Annotated in this window: 22 protein-coding genes and 1 pseudogene; 15 read left to right on the forward strand and 8 right to left on the reverse strand. The window is 63.2% G+C overall.

Going from position 1 to position 22,866, the window contains the following annotated elements; all coding sequences use genetic code 11:
* Window positions 1–94 precede the first annotated feature (94 nt).
* The 7 genes and pseudogenes from cycA to ACMCNM_RS24980 all read left to right on the forward strand — a co-directional run.
* Window positions 95–1,501: a D-serine/D-alanine/glycine transporter gene (gene cycA / locus ACMCNM_RS24950; RefSeq protein ID WP_412765619.1), complete on the forward strand. Its 1,407-nt coding sequence runs from the start codon at window positions 95–97 to the stop codon at window positions 1,499–1,501.
* 269 nt (window positions 1,502–1,770) lie between these two features.
* Window positions 1,771–3,036, forward strand: coding sequence for an urea ABC transporter substrate-binding protein (urtA, locus tag ACMCNM_RS24955; RefSeq protein ID WP_027592572.1), 1,266 nt, complete (start codon window positions 1,771–1,773; stop codon window positions 3,034–3,036).
* A gap of 129 nt (window positions 3,037–3,165) precedes the next feature.
* Entirely contained in the window at window positions 3,166–4,653 is a 1,488-nt protein-coding gene (gene urtB / locus ACMCNM_RS24960; RefSeq protein WP_412765620.1) for an urea ABC transporter permease subunit UrtB, read from the forward strand.
* A complete protein-coding gene (gene urtC / locus ACMCNM_RS24965; protein ID WP_027592570.1) occupies window positions 4,653–5,732 on the forward strand; it encodes an urea ABC transporter permease subunit UrtC in 1,080 nt (359 codons plus the stop codon). The genes urtB and urtC overlap by 1 nt, the downstream gene beginning before the upstream one ends.
* Window positions 5,729–6,586, forward strand: coding sequence for an urea ABC transporter ATP-binding protein UrtD (gene urtD / locus ACMCNM_RS24970; protein ID WP_027592569.1), 858 nt, complete (start codon window positions 5,729–5,731; stop codon window positions 6,584–6,586). Before urtC ends, urtD begins: the two co-directional genes overlap by 4 nt.
* Window positions 6,587–6,733: 147 nt before the next feature.
* The gene (gene urtE / locus ACMCNM_RS24975) at window positions 6,734–7,432 is read left to right on the forward strand and encodes an urea ABC transporter ATP-binding subunit UrtE (protein ID WP_027592568.1); all 699 of its coding nucleotides are present in this window, start codon (window positions 6,734–6,736) and stop codon (window positions 7,430–7,432) included.
* A 31-nt stretch (window positions 7,433–7,463) separates the two neighbouring features.
* Window positions 7,464–7,961 (forward strand): annotated as a pseudogene (locus tag ACMCNM_RS24980) (N-acetyltransferase family protein); the annotation flags it as partial.
* 173 nt (window positions 7,962–8,134) lie between these two features.
* Here ACMCNM_RS24980 and ACMCNM_RS24985 read toward each other — a convergent pair.
* Together ACMCNM_RS24985 and cbpA are read right to left on the reverse strand one after the other, a co-directional pair.
* Window positions 8,135–8,440: a chaperone modulator CbpM gene (locus tag ACMCNM_RS24985; protein WP_412765621.1), complete on the reverse strand. Its 306-nt coding sequence runs from the start codon at window positions 8,438–8,440 to the stop codon at window positions 8,135–8,137.
* Between the two features lie 2 nt (window positions 8,441–8,442).
* Entirely contained in the window at window positions 8,443–9,399 is a 957-nt protein-coding gene (gene cbpA, locus ACMCNM_RS24990) for a curved DNA-binding protein (protein ID WP_027592565.1), read from the reverse strand.
* A 164-nt stretch (window positions 9,400–9,563) separates the two neighbouring features.
* Here cbpA and ACMCNM_RS24995 point away from each other — a divergent pair, with 164 nt between their 5' ends.
* Window positions 9,564–10,835 (forward strand): Hsp70 family protein, encoded by a 1,272-nt coding sequence (locus ACMCNM_RS24995; RefSeq protein WP_085272321.1) that lies wholly within the window; start codon window positions 9,564–9,566, stop codon window positions 10,833–10,835.
* Between the two features lie 127 nt (window positions 10,836–10,962).
* On the opposite strand, the gene ACMCNM_RS25000 is transcribed toward ACMCNM_RS24995, so the two are convergent.
* From ACMCNM_RS25000 to ACMCNM_RS25010, 3 genes are all read right to left on the reverse strand, one after another.
* Window positions 10,963–11,970 (reverse strand): AI-2E family transporter, encoded by a 1,008-nt coding sequence (locus ACMCNM_RS25000; protein WP_099455422.1) that lies wholly within the window; start codon window positions 11,968–11,970, stop codon window positions 10,963–10,965.
* A 71-nt stretch (window positions 11,971–12,041) separates the two neighbouring features.
* A complete protein-coding gene (locus ACMCNM_RS25005; protein ID WP_027592562.1) occupies window positions 12,042–12,326 on the reverse strand; it encodes a PsiF family protein in 285 nt (94 codons plus the stop codon).
* 63 nt (window positions 12,327–12,389) lie between these two features.
* On the reverse strand, window positions 12,390–13,178 hold the full coding sequence (locus ACMCNM_RS25010; protein WP_412765622.1) for an AraC family transcriptional regulator: 789 nt from the start codon (window positions 13,176–13,178) through the stop codon (window positions 12,390–12,392).
* Between the two features lie 189 nt (window positions 13,179–13,367).
* Between ACMCNM_RS25010 and ACMCNM_RS25015 the strand changes: the two genes are divergently transcribed.
* Window positions 13,368–14,261 (forward strand): DMT family transporter, encoded by an 894-nt coding sequence (locus ACMCNM_RS25015; RefSeq protein ID WP_186702382.1) that lies wholly within the window; start codon window positions 13,368–13,370, stop codon window positions 14,259–14,261.
* On the opposite strand, the gene ACMCNM_RS25020 is transcribed toward ACMCNM_RS25015, so the two are convergent.
* Window positions 14,242–15,132: an esterase/lipase family protein gene (locus ACMCNM_RS25020; RefSeq protein ID WP_099430567.1), complete on the reverse strand. Its 891-nt coding sequence runs from the start codon at window positions 15,130–15,132 to the stop codon at window positions 14,242–14,244. The two genes, ACMCNM_RS25015 and ACMCNM_RS25020, sit on opposite strands and share 20 nt — an antisense overlap.
* Before the next feature lie 123 nt (window positions 15,133–15,255).
* On the opposite strand from ACMCNM_RS25020, the gene osmE reads away from it, so the two are divergent.
* Together osmE and ACMCNM_RS25030 are read left to right on the forward strand one after the other, a co-directional pair.
* Window positions 15,256–15,597: an osmotically-inducible lipoprotein OsmE gene (osmE, locus tag ACMCNM_RS25025; RefSeq protein WP_027592558.1), complete on the forward strand. Its 342-nt coding sequence runs from the start codon at window positions 15,256–15,258 to the stop codon at window positions 15,595–15,597.
* Window positions 15,598–15,645: 48 nt separating this feature from the next.
* A complete protein-coding gene (locus ACMCNM_RS25030; RefSeq protein ID WP_027592557.1) occupies window positions 15,646–16,176 on the forward strand; it encodes a ferritin-like domain-containing protein in 531 nt (176 codons plus the stop codon).
* Window positions 16,177–16,462: 286 nt separating this feature from the next.
* On the opposite strand, the gene ACMCNM_RS25035 is transcribed toward ACMCNM_RS25030, so the two are convergent.
* Window positions 16,463–18,529 (reverse strand): AsmA family protein, encoded by a 2,067-nt coding sequence (locus tag ACMCNM_RS25035; RefSeq protein ID WP_186702384.1) that lies wholly within the window; start codon window positions 18,527–18,529, stop codon window positions 16,463–16,465.
* A gap of 339 nt (window positions 18,530–18,868) precedes the next feature.
* Between ACMCNM_RS25035 and ACMCNM_RS25040 the strand changes: the two genes are divergently transcribed.
* The 4 genes from ACMCNM_RS25040 to ACMCNM_RS25055 all read left to right on the forward strand — a co-directional run bounded on the left by ACMCNM_RS25040 (window position 18,869) and on the right by ACMCNM_RS25055 (window position 21,696).
* Window positions 18,869–19,276, forward strand: coding sequence for a phage infection protein (locus ACMCNM_RS25040; RefSeq protein WP_412765623.1), 408 nt, complete (start codon window positions 18,869–18,871; stop codon window positions 19,274–19,276).
* A gap of 124 nt (window positions 19,277–19,400) precedes the next feature.
* Window positions 19,401–20,033 carry a TetR family transcriptional regulator gene (locus ACMCNM_RS25045; RefSeq protein WP_339550918.1) on the forward strand — a complete coding sequence of 211 codons (633 nt, stop codon included), beginning with the start codon at window positions 19,401–19,403 and terminating at the stop codon, window positions 20,031–20,033.
* A 176-nt stretch (window positions 20,034–20,209) separates the two neighbouring features.
* Window positions 20,210–21,307, forward strand: a complete 1,098-nt coding sequence (locus ACMCNM_RS25050) for an AGE family epimerase/isomerase (protein ID WP_412765624.1) — start codon at window positions 20,210–20,212, stop codon at window positions 21,305–21,307.
* Window positions 21,308–21,381: 74 nt separating this feature from the next.
* Window positions 21,382–21,696 carry a hypothetical protein gene (locus tag ACMCNM_RS25055; protein ID WP_412765625.1) on the forward strand — a complete coding sequence of 105 codons (315 nt, stop codon included), beginning with the start codon at window positions 21,382–21,384 and terminating at the stop codon, window positions 21,694–21,696.
* Here ACMCNM_RS25055 and ACMCNM_RS25060 read toward each other — a convergent pair.
* Window positions 21,651–22,418: an SDR family oxidoreductase gene (locus tag ACMCNM_RS25060; RefSeq protein WP_186677379.1), complete on the reverse strand. Its 768-nt coding sequence runs from the start codon at window positions 22,416–22,418 to the stop codon at window positions 21,651–21,653. The two genes, ACMCNM_RS25055 and ACMCNM_RS25060, sit on opposite strands and share 46 nt — an antisense overlap.
* Between the last annotated feature and the right edge of the window lie 448 nt (window positions 22,419–22,866).

Here is a 22,866-nt window from a genome sequence, read left to right on the forward strand (position 1 = left end):
AAGGTCGTGTCGATCTGTCGCGCCCCGAATTGGGACGCCCGTGTTAGCCTACTCGGCTTTCACAAAAAGACTGACCCTCAATGGAATGCAGCCAATGACCCGGACCTCTTCCCCGCCCGCTGAAGAGCAGCATCTGCAGCGCAACCTGACCAACCGTCACATTCAGCTCATCGCCATCGGTGGCGCGATCGGCACCGGCCTGTTCATGGGCTCGGGCAAGACCATCAGCCTCGCCGGCCCGTCGATCATCTTCGTGTACATGATCATCGGCTTCATGCTGTTCTTCGTCATGCGCGCCATGGGCGAATTGCTGCTGTCGAACCTCAACTACAAGTCGTTCATCGACTTCTCGGCCGACCTGCTCGGCCCCTGGGCCGGCTACTTCACTGGCTGGACCTACTGGTTCTGCTGGGTAGTCACCGGTATCGCCGACGTGGTCGCGATTGCCGCCTACACGCAATTCTGGTTCCCCGACCTGCCGCAGTGGATACCCGCGCTGACCTGCGTGGCGGTACTGCTGTCGCTGAACCTGGTTACCGTGAAGATGTTCGGCGAACTCGAGTTCTGGTTCGCGCTGATCAAGATCGTCGCCATCCTCGGCCTGGTCGCCACCGGCCTGTACATGGTCATCAGCGGCTTCGAATCGCCGAGCGGGCGCACCGCGCAACTGGCCAACCTGTGGAACGACGGCGGTATGTTCCCTAATGGCCTGATGGGCTTCTTCGCCGGGTTCCAGATTGCCGTGTTCGCCTTCGTCGGTATCGAGTTGGTCGGCACCACCGCCGCGGAAGCGAAGAACCCCGAACGCACCTTGCCACGGGCGATCAACTCGATCCCGATCCGTATCATCGTGTTCTACGTACTGGCACTGATCGCGATCATGGCCGTGACCCCGTGGCGCGATGTGGTGCCAGGCAAGAGCCCATTCGTCGAACTGTTCGTGCTGGCCGGCCTGCCAGCGGCAGCCAGCATCATCAACTTCGTGGTGCTGACCTCGGCCGCCTCGTCGGCCAACAGTGGCGTGTTCTCTACCAGCCGCATGCTGTTCGGCCTCGCCCAGGAAGGCGATGCCCCCCGCGCGTTCGAGAAGCTGTCGCGGCGCGCCGTGCCGGCCAACGGCCTGTACTTCTCGTGCACCTGCCTGCTGTTGGGCGCGGCGCTGATCTACCTGGTGCCCGATGTGGTCGAGGCGTTCACCCTGGTCACCACGGTGTCGGCGGTGCTGTTCATGTTCGTCTGGACGCTGATCCTGCTGTCGTACCTCAGCTACCGCAAACGCCGCGCCGCGCTGCACCTGGCGTCGAAGTACAAAATGCCCGGCGGGCGCTTCATGTGCTACGTGTGCCTGGTGTTCTTTGCCGGCATTCTGGTGCTGCTGAGCCTGGAAGACGACACCCGCGCAGCGCTGCTGGTGACGCCGATCTGGTTCGTGCTGCTGGCAGTGACCTACCAGGGTGTGCGCAGCAAGCGCCAGCCACGCACCGCAGTGCGCGACAGCTGATGCCGCATGGGGCTGCTTTGCAGCCCATCGCAGGCAAGCCAGCTCCTACAGACGACCGCGATCACTTGTAGGAGCTGGCTTGCCTGCGATGGGCCGCACAGCGGCCCCAATCCTGTGCACATCACTGTCCCGGGCACCAACCTGGACCTCGCTAACGCCCCAACACCTCGCACACCCCCTCTATTACGCACCTTCCGCCACTCGGCACACCCCTTGCAACGCCCCTCCCGCTTGGCCAACACCATAAAAAATCTCAGCGGAGAGAGCACATGAAGCGTCGCAGTCTGATCAAGGCCTTTACCCTCAGCGCATCGATTGCGGCGATGGGTCTTAGCTGGAGCATCCAGGCCGCCGAGACCATCAAGGTCGGCATCCTGCATTCGCTGTCCGGGACCATGGCCATTTCCGAAACGTCGCTCAAGGACATGGCGCTGATGACCATCGACCAGATCAACGCCAAGGGCGGTGTGAACGGCAAGATGCTCGAAGCGGTGGTGGTCGACCCAGCGTCCAACTGGCCGCTGTTCGCCGAAAAGAGCCGTCAGCTGCTGACCCAGGACAAGGTCGCCGTGGTGTTCGGCTGCTGGACGTCGGTGTCGCGCAAATCGGTGCTGCCGGTGTTCGAGGAGCTCAACGGCCTGCTGTTCTACCCGGTGCAGTACGAAGGCGAAGAGATGTCGCCGAACGTGTTCTACACCGGCGCCGCGCCTAACCAGCAGGCCATCCCCGCCGTGGAATACGTGATGAGCGAAGAAGGCGGCAGCGCCAAGCGCTTCTTCCTGCTGGGTACCGACTACGTCTACCCGCGCACCACCAACAAGATCCTGCGCGCCTTCCTGCACAGCAAGGGCGTGGCCGACAAGGACATCGAAGAGGTCTACACCCCGTTCGGCCACGCCGATTACCAAACCATCGTCGCCAACATCAAGAAGTTCTCCGCGGGCGGCAAGACGGCGGTCATCTCCACCGTCAACGGCGACTCCAACGTGCCGTTCTACAAAGAGCTGGCCAACCAAGGCCTGAAAGCCACCGACGTGCCCGTGGTGGCGTTCTCGGTGGGTGAGGAAGAACTGCGCGGCATCGACACCAAGCCGCTGGTGGGCCACCTGGCCGCGTGGAACTACTTCGAGTCGGTGGATAACCCGGTCAACCAGAAGTTCGTCGCCGACTGGAAGGCCTACGCCAAGGCCAAGAACCTGCCGGGCGCCGACAAGGCGGTGACCAACGACCCGATGGAAGCCACTTATGTGGGCATCCATATGTGGGCGCAGGCGGCTGAAAAAGCCAAGTCCACCGATGTCGACAAGGTGCGCGAGGCACTGGCTGGCCAGAGCTTCCAGGCACCGTCCGGCTTCACCCTGACCATGGACAAGACCAACCACCACCTGCACAAGCCGGTGATGATCGGCGAGATCCAGGATGACGGGCAGTTCAGTGTGGTCTGGGAAACCGAGCAGCCGCTGCGGGCACAGCCTTGGAGCCCGTTCATTCCGGGCAACGACAAACGCCCTGACTATGCGGTGAAAGGTAACTGAGTGCACGGGGCCGCTGTGCGGCCCATTCGCGGGGGCAAGCCCGCTCCCACAGAGATCGCTTTACACAGGTCACTGTGGGAGCGGGCATGCCCCGCGAAGAATCCACCGCCGATTTCCAGGATTACCCGCATGCTCAGACTCCTGCTCACCCTGCTGCTCCTGCTGCCCCTGGCAACCCAGGCCAGCGAGGGCGAATTCTTCCTCACCGCCAAGCCCGCCGAGCAAGCCCGCCTGCTCGAAGGCTGGGCAGCCCAACCCGATGCCGCGCGCCTGCCGCTGCTGGAAAACCTGCGCCAAGGCCGCATCGCCGAGGGCGACACCCGCAAGGTGCGCCTGAACAACCGCCTGCGCAGCCTGATCGACAACGCCCTGGCCAGCCACCAGTTGCTCAGCGACAACAGCGACACTCGCCTGGCCGCTGCCCAGCAACTGCAAAAGAGCGCGCAACCCGCACAGATGGCCTTCCTCGACCGGCGCTTTGCCGGCGAACCGGACGCAGCCGTACACGCAGCCCTGGGCTTGGCCCTAGCCAACCTGCAACTGGGTGCCAGCGAACCTGCCGTACGCCTGGCCGCCGTGCGCTTGCTGGGCGAGACCGGCGACCCGGTCGCCCGTACGCGCCTGGAAGCGCTGCTGCAGCCCGGCGTCGAAAGCGACGCCGCCGTGCGCACGGCGGCTGAAACCAGCCTGGCCCAGGTCAAACGCAAACTCATGGTCGGCGAACTGCTCGGCCAAGCCTTCAGCGGCCTGTCGCTGGGCTCGATCCTGCTGCTGGCAGCCCTGGGCCTGGCGATTACCTTCGGCCTGCTCGGGGTGATCAACATGGCCCATGGCGAGATGCTCATGCTCGGGGCCTACAGCACCTACATGGTCCAGGTGCTGCTGCAGCGTTACGCCCCCGGCGCGATCGAGTTCTACCCGCTGATCGCCCTGCCCGTGGCCTTCGCCGTCAGCGCCGGGGTCGGCATGGCGCTGGAGCGCACGGTGATCCGTCACCTTTACGGCCGCCCACTGGAAACCTTGTTGGCAACCTGGGGGATCAGCCTGATCCTGATCCAGGCCATCCGCCTACTGTTCGGCGCGCAGAACGTCGAAGTGAGCAACCCGGCGTGGTTGTCCGGCGGTATCCAACTGCTGCCCAACCTGGTGCTGCCGTACAACCGCCTGGTGATCATCGGCTTCGCCCTCGCCGTGGTACTGCTCACCTGGCTGCTGCTCAACCGCACGCGGCTTGGCCTTAACGTGCGCGCAGTGACCCAGAACCGCAACATGGCCGCCTGCTGTGGTGTGTCCACCGGGCGCGTCGACATGCTCGCCTTTGGCCTGGGCTCGGGCATCGCCGGGCTGGGTGGCGTGGCCTTGAGCCAGGTCGGCAACGTCGGCCCGGACCTTGGCCAAAGCTACATCATCGACTCGTTCCTGGTGGTGGTGCTCGGCGGTGTCGGGCAACTGGCTGGCAGCCTCTGGGCCGCCTTCGGTCTCGGCATCGCCAACAAGCTGCTGGAGCCGCAGATCGGCGCGGTGCTTGGCAAGATCCTCATCCTTGCGTTGATCATTCTGTTCATCCAGAAGCGCCCGCAAGGCCTGTTCGCCCTCAAGGGACGGGTAATCGACTGATGAACCAGCCACTGCTTGTCACCGCTTCGCAAAAAGCCGGGCCGCGCCTGTCGCTGGCCATCGGCGCTGTCGTCGTCCTGCTGTTGCTGGCCCTGCCGCTGCTGTCGTTATTGCCGGCGGACCATGCCCTGCAGGTTTCGGCCTACACCCTGACACTGGTCGGCAAGATCCTCTGCTATGCCATCGTCGCCCTGGCCCTGGACCTGGTCTGGGGCTATGCCGGGCTGCTGTCGCTGGGCCACGGCCTGTTCTTCGCCCTCGGTGGCTACGCCATGGGCATGTACCTGATGCGCCAGGCCGCCGGGGACGGGCTGCCGGGTTTCATGACCTTCCTGTCGTGGACCGAACTGCCTTGGTACTGGGCCGGTACTCAGCATTTTGCCTGGGCGCTGTGCCTGGTGGTGCTGGCGCCGGGCCTGCTGGCGCTGGTGTTCGGCTTTTTCGCCTTCCGTTCGCGGATCAAGGGCGTGTACTTCTCGATCATGACCCAGGCCCTGACCTTTGCCGGCATGCTGCTGTTCTTCCGCAACGAAACCGGTTTTGGCGGCAACAACGGCTTCACCAGCTTCCGCACCATCCTGGGCTTCGACATCGCCGCGCAAGGCACACGCGCGGTGCTGTTCCTGCTCACTGTCGGCCTGCTGCTGGCCAGCCTGTACCTGTGTTGGCGCCTGACCCAAAGCAAATTCGGCCGCCTGCTCACCGCCGTGCGCGACGCTGAAAACCGCCTGATGTTCTGCGGCTACGACCCACGCGGTTTCAAGCTGCTGGTGTGGGTGCTGAGCGCCGTGCTGTGCGGCCTTGCCGGTGCGCTGTACGTGCCTCAAGTGGGCATCATCAACCCCAGCGAGATGTCGCCGACCAACTCCATCGAGGCCGCCGTGTGGGTCGCCCTTGGCGGGCGTGGCACGTTGATTGGCCCGCTGCTCGGCGCTGGCCTGGTCAACGGCATGAAGAGCTGGTTCACCGTGGCCTTCCCGGAGTTCTGGCTGTTCTTCCTCGGTGCGCTGTTCATTCTCGTCACCCTGTACCTGCCCAAGGGCGTGGTCGGTCTGTTGAAGAAAAGGAGCCAACCATGAGAGGCGTGCCCCCTGTGCATCCAGAATTCATGCTTGAACCGGTGTTCGACAACCTCGGCGCCGGCCGCGACGCCATCGGCCTGGGCAGCCGCCGTACAGCGGGCCTGGACACCCGCCATGGCACGGTGCTGAGCCTGGAAGACATCAGCGTCAGCTTCGATGGTTTCAAGGCCCTCAACGCGCTCAACCTGTACATCGGCGTCGGTGAACTGCGCTGCATCATTGGCCCCAACGGTGCCGGCAAGACCACGATGATGGACGTGATCACCGGCAAGACCCGCCCCGACACCGGCAGCGCGTTCTTTGGCGACACCCTCGACCTGACCCGCATGAGCGAATACCAGATCGCCCAGGCCGGCATCGGCCGCAAGTTTCAGAAGCCGACGGTGTTCGAAGCACTGACCGTGTTCGAGAACCTGGAGCTGGCCCTGAAGACTGACAAGTCGGTGTGGGCCAGCCTGGCCGCGCGGTTGAGTGGTGAGCAACAGCAGCGCATCGACGAGGTGCTCGCCACCTTGCGCCTGCAATCCCTGGCGCAGCGCCAGGCGGGGCTGCTGTCTCACGGCCAGAAGCAGTTCCTGGAGATCGGCATGTTGCTGGTGCAAGAACCACAACTGCTGCTGCTCGATGAACCGGTGGCCGGCATGACCGACGCCGAGACCGAGTTCACCGCCGAACTGTTCAAGGGCCTGGCCGGCAAGCATTCGCTGATGGTGGTGGAGCACGACATGGGGTTTGTCGGGAGTATTGCCGACCATGTGACCGTGCTGCACCAAGGTAGCGTGCTGGCGGAGGGGTCGCTGGAGCAGGTGCAGGCGGATGAGCGCGTGGTCGAGGTGTACCTGGGCCGATGATTCAAACAGCCTGCACCGGCCCCTTCGCGGGGCAAGCCCGCTCCCACAGGGGAATCACCCCATCCGAAAACTGTGGTGAACCTGTGGGAGCGGGCTTGCCCCGCGAAGGGGCCGGTGCAGCCACAACAAGAAACTCAGGGACATGACATGCTCAAGATTGACACCCTGCACCAATACTACGGCGGCAGCCACATCCTGCGCGGCCTGTCCTTCGAGGCCAAGGTCGGCGAAGTCACCTGCCTGCTGGGCCGCAACGGCGTGGGCAAGACCACCCTGCTGCGCTGCCTGATGGGCCTGGTCGCCGCCCGCGAAGGCAGCGTCGAATGGGAAGGCAAGCCGATCACCACGCTCAAGCCCCAGCAACGGGTCCACGCCGGCATCGCCTACGTGCCCCAAGGCCGCGAGATCTTCCCGCGGCTGACCGTGGAAGAAAACCTGCTGATGGGCCTGTCGCGCTTTCCCGCCCGCGAGGCCCGCGAAGTGCCCGCCTTCATCTACGAGCTGTTCCCGGTACTGGAACAGATGAAACAGCGCCGCGGCGGCGACTTGTCTGGGGGCCAGCAGCAGCAACTTGCCATTGGCCGTGCCCTGGCCAGCCGCCCGCGCCTGCTGATCCTCGACGAGCCCACCGAAGGCATCCAGCCCTCGGTGATCAAGGAAATCGGCGCGGTCATCCGGCGCCTGGCCGAGCGTGGCGACATGGCCATCCTGCTGGTCGAGCAGTTCTACGACTTTGCCGAAGAACTGGCCGACCAGTACCTGGTGATGGCGCGTGGCGAGATCATCCAGCGTGGGCGTGGTGAAAACATGCAAGCCGAGGGTGTACGCGGGCTGGTAACCATTTAATCTGCGCCCATCGACCTTGTGAGACGCTGCAATGAGCCACGAAATCCGCGACGCCTTGCCCGCCGACGTGCCGGGTATCCTCGACATCTACAACGACGCCGTGCGCAACACCACGGCGATCTGGAACGAAACCCCGGTGAACCTGGCCAACCGCCAGGCCTGGTTCGAGGCCAGGGCACAACAGGGCTACCCGATCCTGGTGGCAGTGGATGAGACCGGCGTGCTGGGGTATGCATCGTTCGGCGACTGGCGGCCGTTCGAGGGTTTTCGCCATACCGTCGAGCACTCGGTGTATATCCGTGGCGACCAGCGCGGCAAGGGTTTGGGGCCGGTGTTGATGGCCGCGTTGATCGAGCGTGCGCGGGGCTGTGGCAAGCACGTGATGGTGGCAGCGATCGAAAGTGGCAATGCGGCGTCGGTACGCCTGCATGAGCGGCTGGGGTTCGTGGTGACTGGGCAGATGCCGCAGGTGGGGGTGAAGTTTGGGCGGTGGCTGGACCTGACCTTCATGCAACTGGTGCTGAACCCGGGGGCTGAGCCCGCCCGAGAACCCAGGCCTGATGCGATCCCTGTAGGAGCGGCCTTGTGTCGCGAAAGGGCTGCAAAGCAGCCCCGGCAAACTTGAGATGAAACGAAGATCTGGGGCTGCTTTGCAGCCCTTTCGCGACACAAGGCCGCTCCTACAGTGGCCACCCTAGCGATCTAGAGCTGGATAAACCTGCCCAACCGCTGCTTCAGCATGCTGTTCTCACTGCGCAACTGCTGCACTTCCTGCAGCAGCTCCAGCGCCAGCGCCACGCCTTCCCACTCCAGTTCCAACTCTTGGTGCAGCTTCGCCGCACGCTTGGCCAAAAGCGGCGCCTGATCGTCGAACAACCAATCCTCGGGCGTTCGCCCAGAGGGTTCGACGATGCCGTGTTCGACTATTTCGATCACGTAGTCGGCCGTAATATCGGCCTCCTGGCAGAGGGTGCGCATGTCCAGTTGAACGATCAAGGTGCTGCTCATGATCACTTACTCCATTGTGCCCTCGGGTTGAACGCGGCCTTCTCGGAAAGCTTGGCCCACAGTTCACGGGTAGACTCGTCGGATGCCGTCGGCATCACCACTTTCAGCTGCGCGTAGAGGTTGCCGCGCTCGCCCTGCTTGTTGGCCAGGCCTTTGCCCGGTACCCGCAGGCGTTGGCCGCTCTGGCTGTCGGGGCGGATGGTCAGGTTGATCTTGCCGTCCAGGGTCGGCACCGCCACCTTGGTGCCCAGCGCAGCCTCCCACGGTGCCAATGGCACGGTGATGATCAAGTCATGACCTTCGACATCGAACAGCGGATGCGGTGCCATGCGAATGGTCAGGAACAGGTCGCCATTGGGCCCGCCGCCACTGCCCGGCGCACCCTGGCCCTTGAGGCGAATGCGCTCGCCGTCGGTCACCCCGGCAGGGATCTTGACGTTCAGGGTCTTGGTGGTGAACCCGGTGCGCTGCCCGGCAGCATTGGTTTGCGGCACCTGGAAGCTGATCTGCTTGGACTCCTTGCTCAGGGTCTCCTCAAGGAAAACCGCCAGTTCCAGCTCCACGTCCTGCCCTCGCCTGCCTGCACTGCGCTGTTGCCGGGCGCCACCAAAGGGGTTGCCCCCGCGCGCGCCAAAAATCGAGCTGAAGAAGTCGGAGAAGTCGCCACCTTCGAAACCACCACCAGCACCACCGCCCCGGTTTTCCCAGCCCGGCGGCGCCTGGAACGGCCGGCCATGCTGGCCGCCGTACTTGCGGATTTCGTCGAATTCGGCACGTTTCTGCGCGTCGCCCAGCACTTCGTAGGCCTCGTTGGCCTCTTTGAACTTGTCCTCGGCGTCGCGCTCCTTGCTGACATCGGGGTGATACTTGCGCGCCAGCTTGCGGTACGCGGCCTTGATCGCCTTGTCATCCGCCGTGGGCTCTACGCCAAGTATCTTGTAATAGTCTTTGAAGTCCATCTGTGGATCACCAATGTGAAATTGCGTGTTGCAACTGAAGATAGGGGTCAAGCATAGCCTTTCAAGGCCCACTTGGGATTGCTGCATGGCAGACGACTGGTCTTGATTCTCTTGCCAACTGGCATAAACTGCGCGGCCGTTTTGCCTCCGGAAGCCCTTTTCCCATGTCTGACGTATCCCCGGCCCGCGCCCTGGGCATCGACTTTGGCACCTCTAACTCCACGGTCGGCTGGCACCGCCCTGGTACTGAGTCGCTGATCGCCCTGGAAGACGGCAAGATCACCCTGCCTTCGGTGGTCTTCTTCAACATCGAGGAGCGTCGCCCGGTGTATGGTCGCCTGGCGTTGCACGAATACCTGGAAGGCTACGAAGGCCGCCTGATGCGCTCGCTCAAGAGCCTGCTCGGCTCCAAGCTGATCAAGCACGACACCAGCGTGCTGGGCAGCGCCCTGCCGTTCAAGGACCTGCTGGGCATGTTTATCGGCGAGCTGAAAAAGCGCGCTGAAACCGCCGCCGAGCGCAGCTTCGACCAGGTGGTGCTGGGCCGTCCGGTGTTTTTCGTCGATGAAGACCCGGCCGCCGACCAGGAAGCCGAGGACACCTTGGCCGACGTGGCACGCAAGATCGGCTTCAAGGACGTGTCGTTCCAGTACGAACCGATTGCCGCAGCCTTCGACTACGAGTCGAGCATCAGCCGTGAAGAGCTGGTACTGATCGTCGATATCGGCGGTGGTACCTCCGACTTTACCCTGATCCGCCTGTCGCCCGAGCGCCACCTGGTGGCCGAACGCCAAAGCGACATTCTCGCCACCGGCGGCGTGCACATTGGCGGTACCGACTTCGACAAGCAACTGAGCCTGCAGGGCGTGATGCCGCTGTTCGGCTATGGCAGCCGGATGAAGAGCGGTGCGCTGATGCCGACCAGCTATCACCTCAACCTGGCCACCTGGCACACGATCAACGCCCTGTATTCGCAGAAGTCGCAGCTGGCCCTGGGCAACATGCGCTACGACATCGAAGACACCCTGGGCATCGACCGCCTGTTCAAGCTGATCGAACAGCGCGCCGGCCACTGGCTGGCGATGGAAGTGGAAGCCAGCAAGATCGAGCTGACCGAGCACGACAGCCGCCATATCGACCTGCGCCGGGTAGAGCCGGAGCTGACAGCGGAGCTGACCCGTGCCGTGTTCGAAGCGGCAATCGAAGGCCTGCTGGAGCGCGTGCGCGGCAGCGTCAGCGAGCTGCTGAACAAGGCGGGCGTCAGCGAAGGGCAGGTGGATACCGTCTTCTTCACCGGGGGTTCGAGCGGGATTCCGGCGCTGCGTAACAGCGTGGCGGCGATGCTGCCCAATGCCCGGCATGTGGAAGGCAACATCTTCGGCAGCATTGGTAGCGGGTTGGCGATTGAGGCGCGTAAGCGCTACGGCTCGATCTGATAAACCTCTATAGCCTGCGCTGGCCTCTTCGCGGGGCAAGCCCGCTCCCACAGGGTCACCATTGCCGCTGTGCTGTAGGTAATCCTGTGGGAGCGGGCTTGCCCCGCGAAGAGGCCAGCACAGGAGATCAGACCAGCTCCGCCCGCCGCAGCTCACTCTTCAGGTAGGCATAGTAGATCGGCCCCGCCACCACCCCCGGCAAGCCGAAGGCCGCCTCGAACACCAGCATCGCCAGCAACAGCTCCCACGACTTGGCACTGATCTGCCCGCCGACGATCCGCGCGTTGAGGAAGTACTCGACCTTGTGGATGACGATCAGATAACCCAACGCCGCCAGCGCCACCCAGATCGACAACGACAACCCGACAATGGTGATCAGGGTGTTGGACATCAGGTTGCCGATCACCGGCAGCAGCCCGAGCAGGAACGTCAGCACGATCAGCGTCTTGGTCAGCGGCAGGTGCACACCGAACAGCGGCAGCACCACGGCCAGGAAGATGCCGGTGAAGGTGGTGTTGAGCAGCGAAATCTTGATCTGCGCGAAGACAATGTTGCGAAACGCCTGCACCAGCAGGTTCAGGCGTTCGAACAGCGCTGCCGCCAACGGCTTGCGCCGCGAGATGTCAGGGATGCGCTGCAGGGCAACGATGGCGCCGAGGATCATGCCGATCAGCAAGGTGACGAACATGTGCGCCATGCCCTTGCCCACCAATTGCAGCTCACCCAGGTGGCTCTTGAGCCAGTCACCGATGGCCACTTTGAACTCGGCGGCACTGGCCGGCAGGTAGCCTTCGATGAACGGCGGTAACTGCCCACGGGCCCGCTCGACCAGGGCCATGAACTTGTCCAGCGAAGCCCCGGGGTTTTCTGCCTCGTGCAGCAGGAAGCTGAACGCGCCGGCGATCAGCAGGGTCAGGGTGGTAACCACCAATGTGCCGAGCAGGGCCACGGCCAGCCAACGCGCACGTTGCCCGGCGATCAGCGGCTGCAGCCGTGGCGTCAGCATGTTGACCAGTTCGAACACCAGCAAACCGGCAAGCAGGCTCGGCAGCAACTTCAGGGGCAACGCCAGCAGCAGGCCGGCAAACACGATGATCCAGCTGGCCAGGGTGACCTGGCGGGGGGTGAAAGTCATACAGCCTCAGGGGCAGACAACGGAAAAGACCCGCAGTCTGCCAGCCTTCGTCCTACAGGCATAGGCGCAGGTCATTTCTTCTTCAGGCAGTCGCTCATGAACGCTTTGCGCTCGTCACCCTTGAGTGCCTTGGTGCTGGCGTCGGCGTTGCAGGTCTTCATCTTTTCCTGCTGGGTGGCAGGCACGCTCTTCTTCAGGCAGTTGCTCATGAACGCCTTGCGTTCGTCGCCCTTGAGCGCCTTGGCGGTGGCGTCGGCGTTGCACGAGGTCATTTTTTCCTGTTGCGCGGTGGCGGCGAACCCTTGCGCGCTGAACAACACAGCCAACACCAGCAGTGGCATTTGCAACAGCTTCATGGAGTGGTCTCCCTGTTTCCGCGCCCGATGCGCGGTGGTGCCACTGAGTGTAGACAAGAATTTTTACAGCTCAGCCCGCGACTGGCGCCGGTACTGCTCCGGCGTGCAGTGGGCCTGGCGCTGGAACATGGCGATGAAGGCCGAGCCGCTACTGTAGCCAAGGTCGAAGGCAATGGCCTGAATCGGCAAGCCCGCTTCCAGCGCCTCGATGGCGCGTAAAAAGCGCAGGCGCAGGCGCCATTCACCGAAACTGATGCCCAGTTCGCGAAGAAACTGGCGGGCCAGAGTACGTTCGCTGACATGCACCTGCGCGGCCCAGTCGGCCAGCGGGCGGTTGTCACCCGGGGCGTGGCTCAAGGCGTCGAGCACCTGGCCCAGGCCCTCGCTGCGGGCGAAGGGCAGGTAGCAGGTTTGGGTCGGGGCCAGCAGCAACTGGTCGAGCAGTACCTGCACCAGGCGCTGGTCGCGTTCATCTTGCGCTACCTTCAGGTCACGCCGGGCGAAGTCGCCAAGGATGGCCTTGAGGATGTCGCTGATGACCAGGCTGCACGGTTGTTGCGGCAGGTCGGCGCACAGGCTGCGCGCCAGGTAGACCGAGCGGTAGACGATGGCCTGGGGGTTGTAGCAGCCATGCTCGGTGCCCGGCGGCACCCAGACGGCGTAGTGCGGCGGCGAGAGAAAGCGCTGGCCTTCAACGTCCAGGTGCATGACGCCGTGGGCCGCGTAGTTCAGTTGGCCCCAGGTGTGGCGGTGTGGCGCGCTGTGGGTGTCGGCGCCAAATTCGTCATGGCGGAAGTACACCGGCGCCGGGAGTTGGTCGAAGCCGGGGATGTCGAGGTATTTGCGCCGCATGCTGTCTGCTTCAAAGGGTGGGTTGTCTGGATACAAGTATAGGCTTGCGGACAGACAGCGGATAATAGCGGGCTATCGGGGCCTGATGTGCAGGCCTTCGCGGGCAAGCCCGCTCCTACAGGTACAGCGCTGCCTGCAAACTGCGCGCTGCAAAGCAGGCCCAACCTTGCCAAACCGAGTAACCGCGACATGAACTACACCTTCCCCCTGCTCGCCATCCTCATCTGGGCTGGCAACACCGTCGTCACCAAGCTGTCGGCCGGTGCCATCCACCCTGCCGAGATCGGCTTCTATCGCTGGCTGCTGGCCGGCCTGCTGTTCACCCCCTTCCTGTTACCGGCCGTGTGGCGCAACCGCGCCGCCATCCGCCCGCACCTGGGCAAGGTCTTCGTCCTCGGTGTGCTGGGCATGGCCCTGTACCAGAGCCTGGCGTACTTCGCCGCCAGCATCACCAGCGCCACCAACATGGGCATCATCCTCTCGCTGATGCCGTTGATGTCGCTGGCCCTGTCCATCGCCTGGCTCGGCCAGCGCCTGACCTTCGGCGCCTTGATCGGCGCCCTGGTGTCGTTTTTCGGCGTGCTCGAGGTGGTCTCCGCCGGCCATCCCGGGGCGCTGCTGGAGCAGGGCCTGAACAGCGGCGACCTGCTGATGCTGGTGGCCACCCTGGCCTACGCGCTGTACAGCTTCCTGCTGAAAAAATGGCAATTGCGCCTGCCGCCCTTGCAGCTGCTGTACTTGCAGGTGCTGGTGGCTATCGTCGTGCTGCTGCCGTTGTTCCTGCTGTCGGACAAGACCGGCCTGAACGCCCACAACGTCGGCCTGGTGCTGTACGCCTGCGTGCTGGCTTCGATGATCGCGCCGCTGGTATGGATGCAGGCCGTGCACCGCCTGGGGCCAAGCCGTACCACGCTGTTCTTCAACCTGCTGCCGCTGGTCACCGCGCTGATCGCCGCCGTGGTGCTGGATGAACAACTGGCCCGCTATCACCTGATCGGCGGCCTGCTGACCCTGGCCGGGGTGATCCTTGCCGAACGCTGGACCACACCGGTGCGCCGCCGCGTCATAGCCCCGCAGCTTTGAGCCGGGCGGCGTGTTCGGTGAACAGCCGCACCGGTTCGGCGCCCTTGCCGACTGCCCCCAGCGACTGGTTGACGATGTCCAGGTGATCGAGCGGGTAGTCATCGCCGATCACCTGCCCCAGGTGCGAGCTGAAGCGCCCGACCATGCCGTCGCAATGGCCCTTTTCCTTGACGAAGCTGCGGGCGAACAAGCGGCAGAAGCGGTTGCTGCCGTCAAAGCGGTTTCGCCCTTGGTCAGTCAGGCCAGGCTGCAAGGTGCCTGACCAGGAGTAGTAGCGCACGCCGTTGACCTGCGCGGGCCCTTCACCGCCCCAGGTATCGGGCAGGCCCTGTGGATAAGCCTGGTTGAACAGCGCCACCCCGTCGCTGGTCAGCGACTGGTGCGAGGCGTGCACGTCGATGGGCAGCGGGTCGCGCCGCCAGCCGGTTTCCAGCCACACCAGCAGCACGGCCACGCCATGCAGCACCGCCTTGAGCATGCGCCCTTGGGGTGAATCGCCAGGCGCAGTGCGTTCCAGGTGGTCAGCCAGTTCGGAGCCATGGTTGGGCCCCGCCACCGACGTCACCGAAGCCACCCGGTCGGGCCGTTTGGCGGCCGCATAGCGCGCATCCAAGGCGCCTTGGCTGTGGCCGATAAGGTTGACCTTGGCCGCGCCGCTGCGCTGGCAGATGCCTTCGATGATCGCCAGCAACTGCTCGCCGCGCACTTCGCTGGAATGCAACGGCGATACCTGCACGGCATGCACCTGCGCGCCGCCCTTGCGCAAAGCCGGCACGATCCCGAACCAGTAGGGATAAAGCAGTACCCGCACGAAGCCGAGCATGCCCGGCACCAGCACCACAGGGTATCGCGTAGCCAGTTCCTGCCCCATTGCCCTGCCCCTCTCCGTGGACGACGGCCCACACTACAGCGGCTTCGATGACCATCGCAATCGAACTCCTGGCGCGCCGTGCGGTTCCAAACCAGAACAGACCCTTGAGCAAGGAGCGGGACCATGTACAAGCAGACCCTGGCAATCCTTCTGGCCAGTGCAACCCTGGCCGCCTGCGGCAGCCGCCCGGAAAACCCGGTGGATTACGTCACCTACCGTGACGAACCGTTGGTCAAGCAGGTCGAGCACGGCATGACCATGCAGAAGGTCATTGCCATCGGCGGCAGCCCGTCGAACGTGATCGACCTGCCGCACGGGGGCACCTGCAACGACTACATCCTCAACCGCGACGGCAAGCAGCAGCCCTACTACGTGCGTTTCGACGCCACCGGGCATGTCGACGCCAAGGGCTTCAAGACGTGCAAACAACGACAAGAGGACAGCGACGCCGTCCACGGCGCGTGAGCCTTCGTTACCACTTGACCCCCCGTCCTGATTCGTTTGGAGATAACCATGAGCAACGTTGAACTGACCGATGTGAAAACCCTGCGCGAACGTGCCCGCCAGCACGTGGAGCAAGGCGCGGTGACCGAGGGTTACCACGCCGACCGTACCGAGATCCTGCGCCTGCTCAACGAGTCGCTGGCCACCGAATTGGTCTGCGTGCTGCGTTACAAGCGTCACTACTTCATGGCCAGCGGTATCAAGGCCAGCGTGGCAGCCGAAGAGTTTCTGGAGCATGCCAACCAGGAAGCCGAGCATGCCGACAAGTTGGCCGAGCGGATTGTCCAGCTAGGTGGCGAGCCGGACTTCAACCCGGACAACCTGACCAAGAATTCCCATGCCCAGTACGTGGCAGGTAGCAACTTGAAAGAAATGGTGCTTGAAGACCTGGTGGCCGAGCGAATTGCGATCGACAGCTACCGCGAGATCATTCAGTACATTGGTGATAGCGACCCGACCACGCGCCGTATTTTTGAAGACATCCTGGCGCAGGAAGAAGAGCACGCGGACGATATGTCCGATCTGTTGCAAGGGTTGTAATTGTACGGGGCTGCGTTGCAGCCCATTCGCGGCACAAGGCCGCTCCTACAGGGGAATGCGATCTCCTGTAGGAGCGGCCTTGAACTGGCCTAATGATCCCGGACACCTCTTAAGGGCGATATGATTCGCCCATTCAGGAGGTTCCATGCAAGAGCGTAAGCTACAACAACTACCTGTCGCCAATAGCCATGGAGCAGCAAGCGGCTTGATCACCGTAATCGGTGTCCGGAAAAACTTGACCAGAACACCTTGTGCCGCGAATGGGCCGCAAAGCGGCCCCCTTCACTCATTTCTTGCCTTTCACCTCAGTCGGCGCCTTGCCCGCCCTCATCTGCTGCAACAACGGTGTGCACTGATTAGGCTCATCCCCACTGCTCGGCGCGATCAATGCCAGCAACCCCGCCGCCGGCCCCGCGACCACCCCTAACGCCACCATCCCCGCGCCACGCAACGCCAATGGCACAGCCTGCACCCCGGCACTGGGCTTGGCAAACGGCCCGCGCACGTACAACGGCGAACGCAGCGAGAACAGCCGCAGCCCTTTCGACTCTGGGGTGATTTTCAGGTCAAGCTGCTCGCTGGCAAAGTTCGCCGTGCCGTTGATGTAGATGATCGCGTTCTCGGTATCGAAGATGAACAGGCGTGTCGTCGCCAGCCCATCCTTGATGCCGACATCGGCCGCCGCGCAGTTGATCTGCACGTCCTCGTCACCGAACAACTTGCCAATCACGTAGTTGCCCACGTTCAGCCCGGCGATTTCCATCAGGCTGCGGCTGACCGCACCATCGTTGATCAACATGCGCAAGTCGCCATTGGCCGTGCCCAGCAGTGCCGCCACCGAGTTGCCGCGGCCGGTGATGTCGGCATCGCCGTTCAACTCGCCAAAGCTGGTCTGCATCGGCGCGAAGGTGGGGAACAGTTGCTTGAGCTTGAAGCCCCGCGCAGTCAGCTGTGCCCGGCCCTGCAAAGGGACGCTGCGGCCATCCAGGCGGATCCTGGAAGCCAGGTTGCCGCCGGCTACGCCAAAGCGCAGCGGTGCCATGCGCAGCAGGCCGTCTTCGAGAATCACGTGGGCAGACAGGTCGTTGAACGGCAATTGCTCACTGTGGACGATGCGCTTGCCGGCAAATTCGACGTCGGCGTCCATGGCGCGCCAGCGGTCGGTGCGAAACTCCTCCACCGGCAGCACTTTGCCCGTCGGCTGCTTGCTGGCCCCGCCGCGGGCTTTCTGCTCGGCGTTGGAATCGGCACCGATCAGCGGCGCCAGGTCCTTGAACAACAGCTGGTTGGAGACCAGCTTGCCGGAGAGTTTGGGCCGTGGCTGGCTGGCCACGAAGGCCAGGTCGCCGTGGATGTCGCTGTCGCCGATCTTGCCATTGAACCCTTGGTAATTGAACGTGGCGCCTTGCTCGGCATGCAGGTTGGCGCTGAGGTGGCCGTCGGTGGCATAAGCCGGGGTGTCCGGCAAGGTCACGCCGGTCAACGGGTAGAGGTTGCCCAAGCTATTGCCGGACAAGCGCAGGCGCAGGTCGAGCGCGCCGAGGTTGCGCGGGTCGGTCAGGGTACCGGCAAGCACCACGTGAGTATCCGCAATGCGCACATCGGCCTGCAACGGGAACGGTTGGCTGGCGTCCTGCAGCGCCAGCAGGCCACCGATCTTGCCGGTGCCGGACACTGGCTGGCCCTTGTAGCGGCCTTGGGCCTTGAAGCCAAACGCGTAGTCCTGGGCGCCGCCGGTTTTCTCGGCACGCGCCTTGCCGACGATGTCGCTGAACGGGATCGGCTTGCCCAGCGGGTCGACCTGCACCTTCATGCTGGTCTTCAGGGTCTGGTCATCGAGGCTGACGTTGCCTTGGTCAAAACCGATGGCCCCGATGTCCAACGCCCATTTCGAGGGTTCCGCGTTTTCGTCTTTGGGGCCGAAGTCAAAGGTCCAGTTAGCGCGTCCGTCGGCCAGGCGAGTGAGGCTGGCCGTCGGTTTGGTCAGGTTGATGCGCGGGATGACAATCTGCTGGAACACCAGCGGCAGCGGCGCCAGGCGGAACTCCACCCGCTCGAGGCCAACCATTTTCGGCTCCTTAAGCCAATCGGGGTTGCCCAAGGTCAGGTCCTCGGCAATGAAGTGCGGCCAGGGCACCCACGCGCGCCAACCACCTTCTTCAGGTTCGGTGCGCCACTTCACGGCAAGGTTGCCATTGATCGCGAACGGCCGGTGCAGGGCTTCGGATACCTTCTCGTTGAGCAACGGCTTGACGCGGTTCCAGTCGAAGGTGGCGATTACCACCACCAGTATCGCCACGAGGGTCAACAGGGTGGCAAGGGTCCAGACGAGGATTCTGGCGGGTCGCGTCATTGCGTGATTCTCCTGACGGCATGGCACAAAGCGGGCGCCGATGGCACTCATTAACTCGGACTGATGAAAACCCGCTGGGTTTTATCCGTGGCGCCATGATAGCGAAGTTTTTCCTGGCTTCTTGTTCAGCATTTGCGCTGGGCAAAGGCGTTACCCTGGCCCTAAAGTATGAAGTCAAAAAGCCATCACCCACCTCAAGACACTTGCACTAGAGCCATCAGCAGCCTCTATCAATGCTGTCGATTGTTACCATTATCCTTATGAACTTTTCTCTGGCGCTCCCGGGCGTAGCATTGGCTCCGTACCCACTTTCCAGCCCCCCAGAGGAGCACCGAAATCATGAAACGCCACCTGCTGACCCTGACCCTGTCCCTGCTTGCTGCCAACGCATTCGCCCTGCCGGCCGCTGAACAGCACCTGACCGCCGAATCGCGTTCCAGCGCCGCAGAAATCGCCCAGCCGCTGAAAACCGTTGCCGAAGGTGGTTCGGATCGCTTGATCGAACGCACTGGCCGTGTAGCCGAAGGTGGCTCCGATCGCCTGATCGAACGCACTGGCCGTGTAGCCGAAGGTGGCTCCGATCGCCTGATCGAACGCACTGGCCGGGTTGCCGAAGGTGGCTCCGATCGCCTGATCGAGCGTGCTGGCCAAGTCGCCGAAGGCGGTGCCGACCGTTTGATCGAACGCGCTGGCCGTGTAGCTGAAGGTGGCTCGGATCGCCTGGTTGAACTCAGCCGTGTGAGCTGATCGCCATGGTCGAAAAGAACAACCTGCAGCACATTGCCTGCTCACCTCCAAGCCCGGTCCATTGACCGGGCTTCGTTTTTTTAACTAGAGTGCCCAGCCTCGACCGACATAGAATCCTGCCCCCATGCTGCCGCGCGCCGAACAGAAGCTACAGACCCGCCAGGCCCTGCTCGATGCCGCCTGCCAGCTCATGGAGAGTGGCCGTGGTTTCGGCAGCATCAGCCTGCGCGAAGTGGCGAAAACGGCGGGTATCGTACCGACCGGTTTCTACCGGCATTTCCCCGACATGGACGCACTGGGCCTGGCCCTGGTGGCCGAGGTCGATACCACCTTCCGCCAGACCATCCGCCTGGTGCGCCAGAACGAATTCGAGTTTGGTGGCATTACCGACGCCTCGGTACGCATCTTCCTCGACGTGGTCGCCGCCCACCGCGCCCAGTTCCTGTTCCTGGCTCGTGAGCAATACGGGGGCTCGCAGGCGGTCCGCCAGGCGATTGCCCGCCTGCGCCAGGACATCAGCGACGACCTGGCCACCGACCTGGCACGCATGAAGCGCTGGCAGCACCTGGACGCTGCGGCACTGGCGGTGATGGCCGACCTGGTGGTGAAGACCGTATTCGCCACCCTGCCGGAGCTGATCGACAGCCCCGACGCGGGTTATCCACAGGCCCTGACCGCGCAGGAAAAAATCACCCAGCAGTTGCGCTTCATCTTCGTCGGCGCACGCCATTGGCAAGGCTTGGGTAACCCGGGCTGATCTGTTGGCTACACGGGCCTCTTCGCGGGCAAGCCCGCTCCCACACGAACTGTGTAGCCTCAAAGGCTAGCGCCGCACCTGTGGGAGCGGGCTTGCCCGCGAAGAGGCCCGTGTAAACAACCCAAAACCCCAGTTCTGCTACCATGGCGCACTGCCCGATTGTGACGAGCGCTTTCATGTCCGACCCCCGCCCCACTCCGCCCGAACTGGCCCGCTTCAACCAGCACTTCGCCGAGCGTATCGTGCCGCTGTGGCAAGGCCCGGGCTGGAACGACGAAATGGCCCTGCCCTTCGAAGCCTTGGACGCCCAGCACCGCCCATTGCCCGTGCAACGCTACCGGGCGATGGCCTGCGCTCGCCAGCTGTACCTGTTCAGCAGCCGCATCGAGCAACCCGGCGCGGCAGCGCGAGCGGCGGCGTTGTTCCGTTCGTTGCAGCGGCATTTTCACGATGCCGAGCACGGTGGCTGGTTCTACAGCATCGATGCCGAAGGCAAGCCGCTGGACCGCCGCAAAGACCTCTACACCCATGCGTTCATCGTGTTTGCCTGCGCCCATTACTGGGGCAAGGTTCGCGAGAGCCTGGTGGAGTCTGCACTGAACGCTGCCCTGGAAATCATCAGCGAGCAGTTCGCCCGCGACGACGGCCTGTACGAGGCCAGCCTGGGTGAAGACTGGTCCGACCTGGGCAGCGGCCCGCTGCAGAATCCGCAGATGCACCTGGCCGAAGCGTTCCTGCAGGTGCTTGCCGTGCGTGAGGATGAAGGCGTGCAGCAGGCCCTGCTGCACCTGTGCGAGGCCCTGCAGGCGCAGTTCATCGAACCGCAGCATGGCCTGATGCTGGAAAAGCCAAACGGCGCTGTGGATAACTGGTTCGAACCGGGTCATCAGTTCGAGTGGTTCTACCTACTCGATACCTCGCCCCTGCTACGTGGCACGCCACTGCATGGCTCCATTGCCCGCGCCTTCGAATACGCCGAGCAGTACGGGGTTAAAGATTCGGCCGTGCTGGCGATGCTCGCGGTGGACGGCAAGGTGCTCGACGCCACCCAGCGGATCTGGGCCCAGGCGGAGTACCTGCGGGCGCTGGCGTTGCGGTCGGGGAACGAGGCGAAACTGGCTGCGCAGTTGCAGGCGATGGAGCAGCGATTCCTGCATGACGGCGGCTGGTATGAGTGCCGAGATGGCGAGGGTGCGGTTAGCCGGCATGACATGCCTTCGACTACGCCTTATCACTTGGCGACTTGCCTTCAGGGACTGCAGAATGCCGGATGACCTAGCATTTTTACCAGTATCGACAACCGCAAAGCGTTGATAGATTCAAGGCTCCAGCAACCGGGAGCCTCATCATGGAAAGAACCGCTTTCAAGGGCTTTATTGAAGACCAGATCAAAATAGCCGCCAAGCAGATCACCGACACCAAGATGGCAAATACGCATCACTTTGCCCACGGTAAGCTCAGCTTTCTACTGAGCCTGCACCGTATGGTTGACGGCACTGCAACCCGCGAGGACCGCGGGTTACATGATGCCATCAATGATGTGCTACAGCTGCTGGGCCTGGTTAAGGAAAAAACCACCTACTTCCCTAAGTACCCAAGTAGCAAGCAGCCGAGCGGTCAGCCCTTAACAGACCGATCGATCGAGAACCCCGCCCAGTCCTGACTCACCGGCATCAGCTCCAGGCTGTTGATGTTGATGTGCGCCGGCTGGTTGAGAATCCAGAAGATGGTCTCGGCAATATCCTGCGGCTGGATCGGCTCGGCACCTGCGTAGGTGGCGTCGTACTTGGCCTGGTCGCCACCGAAACGCACCAGCGAGAACTCGCTCTCGCACAGCCCCGGCTCGATGTTGCTGACGCGCACGCCCGTGCCGCGCAGGTCGCAACGCAGGCTCAGCGAGAACTGCCCGACGAACGCCTTGGTGCCGCCATACACGTTGCTGCCCGGGTACGGGTAATTGCCCGCCACCGAGCCGACGTTGAGGATCGACGCGCCACGCCCGTGGGCGATCAACCGAGGCAGCAGCAGGCGCGTGGTGTACATCATGCCCTTGATGTTGGTGTCGACCATGGTTTCCCAGTCGTCCAGGCTGCAGTTCTGCGCCGCATCCACGCCCAGGGCCAGGCCGGCGTTGTTGACCAGGCCACGCAGTTTATCGAACCCAGGCGGCAGGTTGCCGATGGCCGCCTCCATGGCTTTGCGGTCGCGTACATCGAGCACCAGCCCGTGCACCTCGGTCTGGGCTGACAGTTCTGCGCACAGCGCATCCAAGCGCTCCTTGCGGCGACCGGTGAGGATCAGCTTCCAGCCGGCCTGTGCAAAACGTCGGGCGGTGGCCTCGCCGAAACCGGAAGTCGCGCCAGTGATGAATACGGTGGACGTCATGCTGTGTTCCTCGCTGTGGATTATTTTCGGCAGGGTTTGCAGCATGCCTTCGTACCACGCAGGCAGCAAGCCATTGAAGCCATTGGTCAAAAAATGATCATACCTGCAAAAGCCGCGTAGCAGAGGGCTTCGCGCCAGCTATGCGCACGTTATCCACAAGGCTTTCCCCACGGATTGGGGGCAACTTATCGTGCTCGCGGAACCCTTTCAGCGATCCACGGTCGGTGGATATCTCTGAGGTGATGGCGCAAGGCTTTCAACCATGCCGCTTGCAGCGGTCTGTCCAAGGTTTTTGCACAGACTTACCCACAGGTTTTACGAGGCATCGGACGCAGCAGCCTGTGAGTAAAAAACCGTGAAAAATCATCCACAAGGGCAAAGCGATCAAAAAATGATCAACGCCCTACAAGGCATGTAAACAAAGGGCTGTAGCGAGGTGCACCCATGT

It is taken from the genome of Pseudomonas sp. NGC7, assembly GCF_047159675.1.
GTDB classification, from domain to species: domain Bacteria; phylum Pseudomonadota; class Gammaproteobacteria; order Pseudomonadales; family Pseudomonadaceae; genus Aquipseudomonas; species Aquipseudomonas kermanshahensis.

Coding starts and splice junctions, on each gene's coding strand:
- cycA (WP_412765619.1), top strand. CDS start 95: ATGACCCGGACCTCTTCCCCGCCCGCTGAAGAGCAGCATCTGCAGCGC.
- urtA (WP_027592572.1), top strand. CDS start 1,771: ATGAAGCGTCGCAGTCTGATCAAGGCCTTTACCCTCAGCGCATCGATT.
- urtB (WP_412765620.1), top strand. CDS start 3,166: ATGCTCAGACTCCTGCTCACCCTGCTGCTCCTGCTGCCCCTGGCAACC.
- urtC (WP_027592570.1), top strand. CDS start 4,653: ATGAACCAGCCACTGCTTGTCACCGCTTCGCAAAAAGCCGGGCCGCGC.
- urtD (WP_027592569.1), top strand. CDS start 5,729: ATGAGAGGCGTGCCCCCTGTGCATCCAGAATTCATGCTTGAACCGGTG.
- urtE (WP_027592568.1), top strand. CDS start 6,734: ATGCTCAAGATTGACACCCTGCACCAATACTACGGCGGCAGCCACATC.
- ACMCNM_RS24985 (WP_412765621.1), bottom strand. CDS start 8,440: ATGAGCAGCACCTTGATCGTTCAACTGGACATGCGCACCCTCTGCCAG.
- cbpA (WP_027592565.1), bottom strand. CDS start 9,399: ATGGACTTCAAAGACTATTACAAGATACTTGGCGTAGAGCCCACGGCG.
- ACMCNM_RS24995 (WP_085272321.1), top strand. CDS start 9,564: ATGTCTGACGTATCCCCGGCCCGCGCCCTGGGCATCGACTTTGGCACC.
- ACMCNM_RS25000 (WP_099455422.1), bottom strand. CDS start 11,970: ATGACTTTCACCCCCCGCCAGGTCACCCTGGCCAGCTGGATCATCGTG.
- ACMCNM_RS25005 (WP_027592562.1), bottom strand. CDS start 12,326: ATGAAGCTGTTGCAAATGCCACTGCTGGTGTTGGCTGTGTTGTTCAGC.
- ACMCNM_RS25010 (WP_412765622.1), bottom strand. CDS start 13,178: ATGCGGCGCAAATACCTCGACATCCCCGGCTTCGACCAACTCCCGGCG.
- ACMCNM_RS25015 (WP_186702382.1), top strand. CDS start 13,368: ATGAACTACACCTTCCCCCTGCTCGCCATCCTCATCTGGGCTGGCAAC.
- ACMCNM_RS25020 (WP_099430567.1), bottom strand. CDS start 15,132: ATGGGGCAGGAACTGGCTACGCGATACCCTGTGGTGCTGGTGCCGGGC.
- osmE (WP_027592558.1), top strand. CDS start 15,256: ATGTACAAGCAGACCCTGGCAATCCTTCTGGCCAGTGCAACCCTGGCC.
- ACMCNM_RS25030 (WP_027592557.1), top strand. CDS start 15,646: ATGAGCAACGTTGAACTGACCGATGTGAAAACCCTGCGCGAACGTGCC.
- ACMCNM_RS25035 (WP_186702384.1), bottom strand. CDS start 18,529: ATGACGCGACCCGCCAGAATCCTCGTCTGGACCCTTGCCACCCTGTTG.
- ACMCNM_RS25040 (WP_412765623.1), top strand. CDS start 18,869: ATGAAACGCCACCTGCTGACCCTGACCCTGTCCCTGCTTGCTGCCAAC.
- ACMCNM_RS25045 (WP_339550918.1), top strand. CDS start 19,401: ATGCTGCCGCGCGCCGAACAGAAGCTACAGACCCGCCAGGCCCTGCTC.
- ACMCNM_RS25050 (WP_412765624.1), top strand. CDS start 20,210: ATGTCCGACCCCCGCCCCACTCCGCCCGAACTGGCCCGCTTCAACCAG.
- ACMCNM_RS25055 (WP_412765625.1), top strand. CDS start 21,382: ATGGAAAGAACCGCTTTCAAGGGCTTTATTGAAGACCAGATCAAAATA.
- ACMCNM_RS25060 (WP_186677379.1), bottom strand. CDS start 22,418: ATGACGTCCACCGTATTCATCACTGGCGCGACTTCCGGTTTCGGCGAG.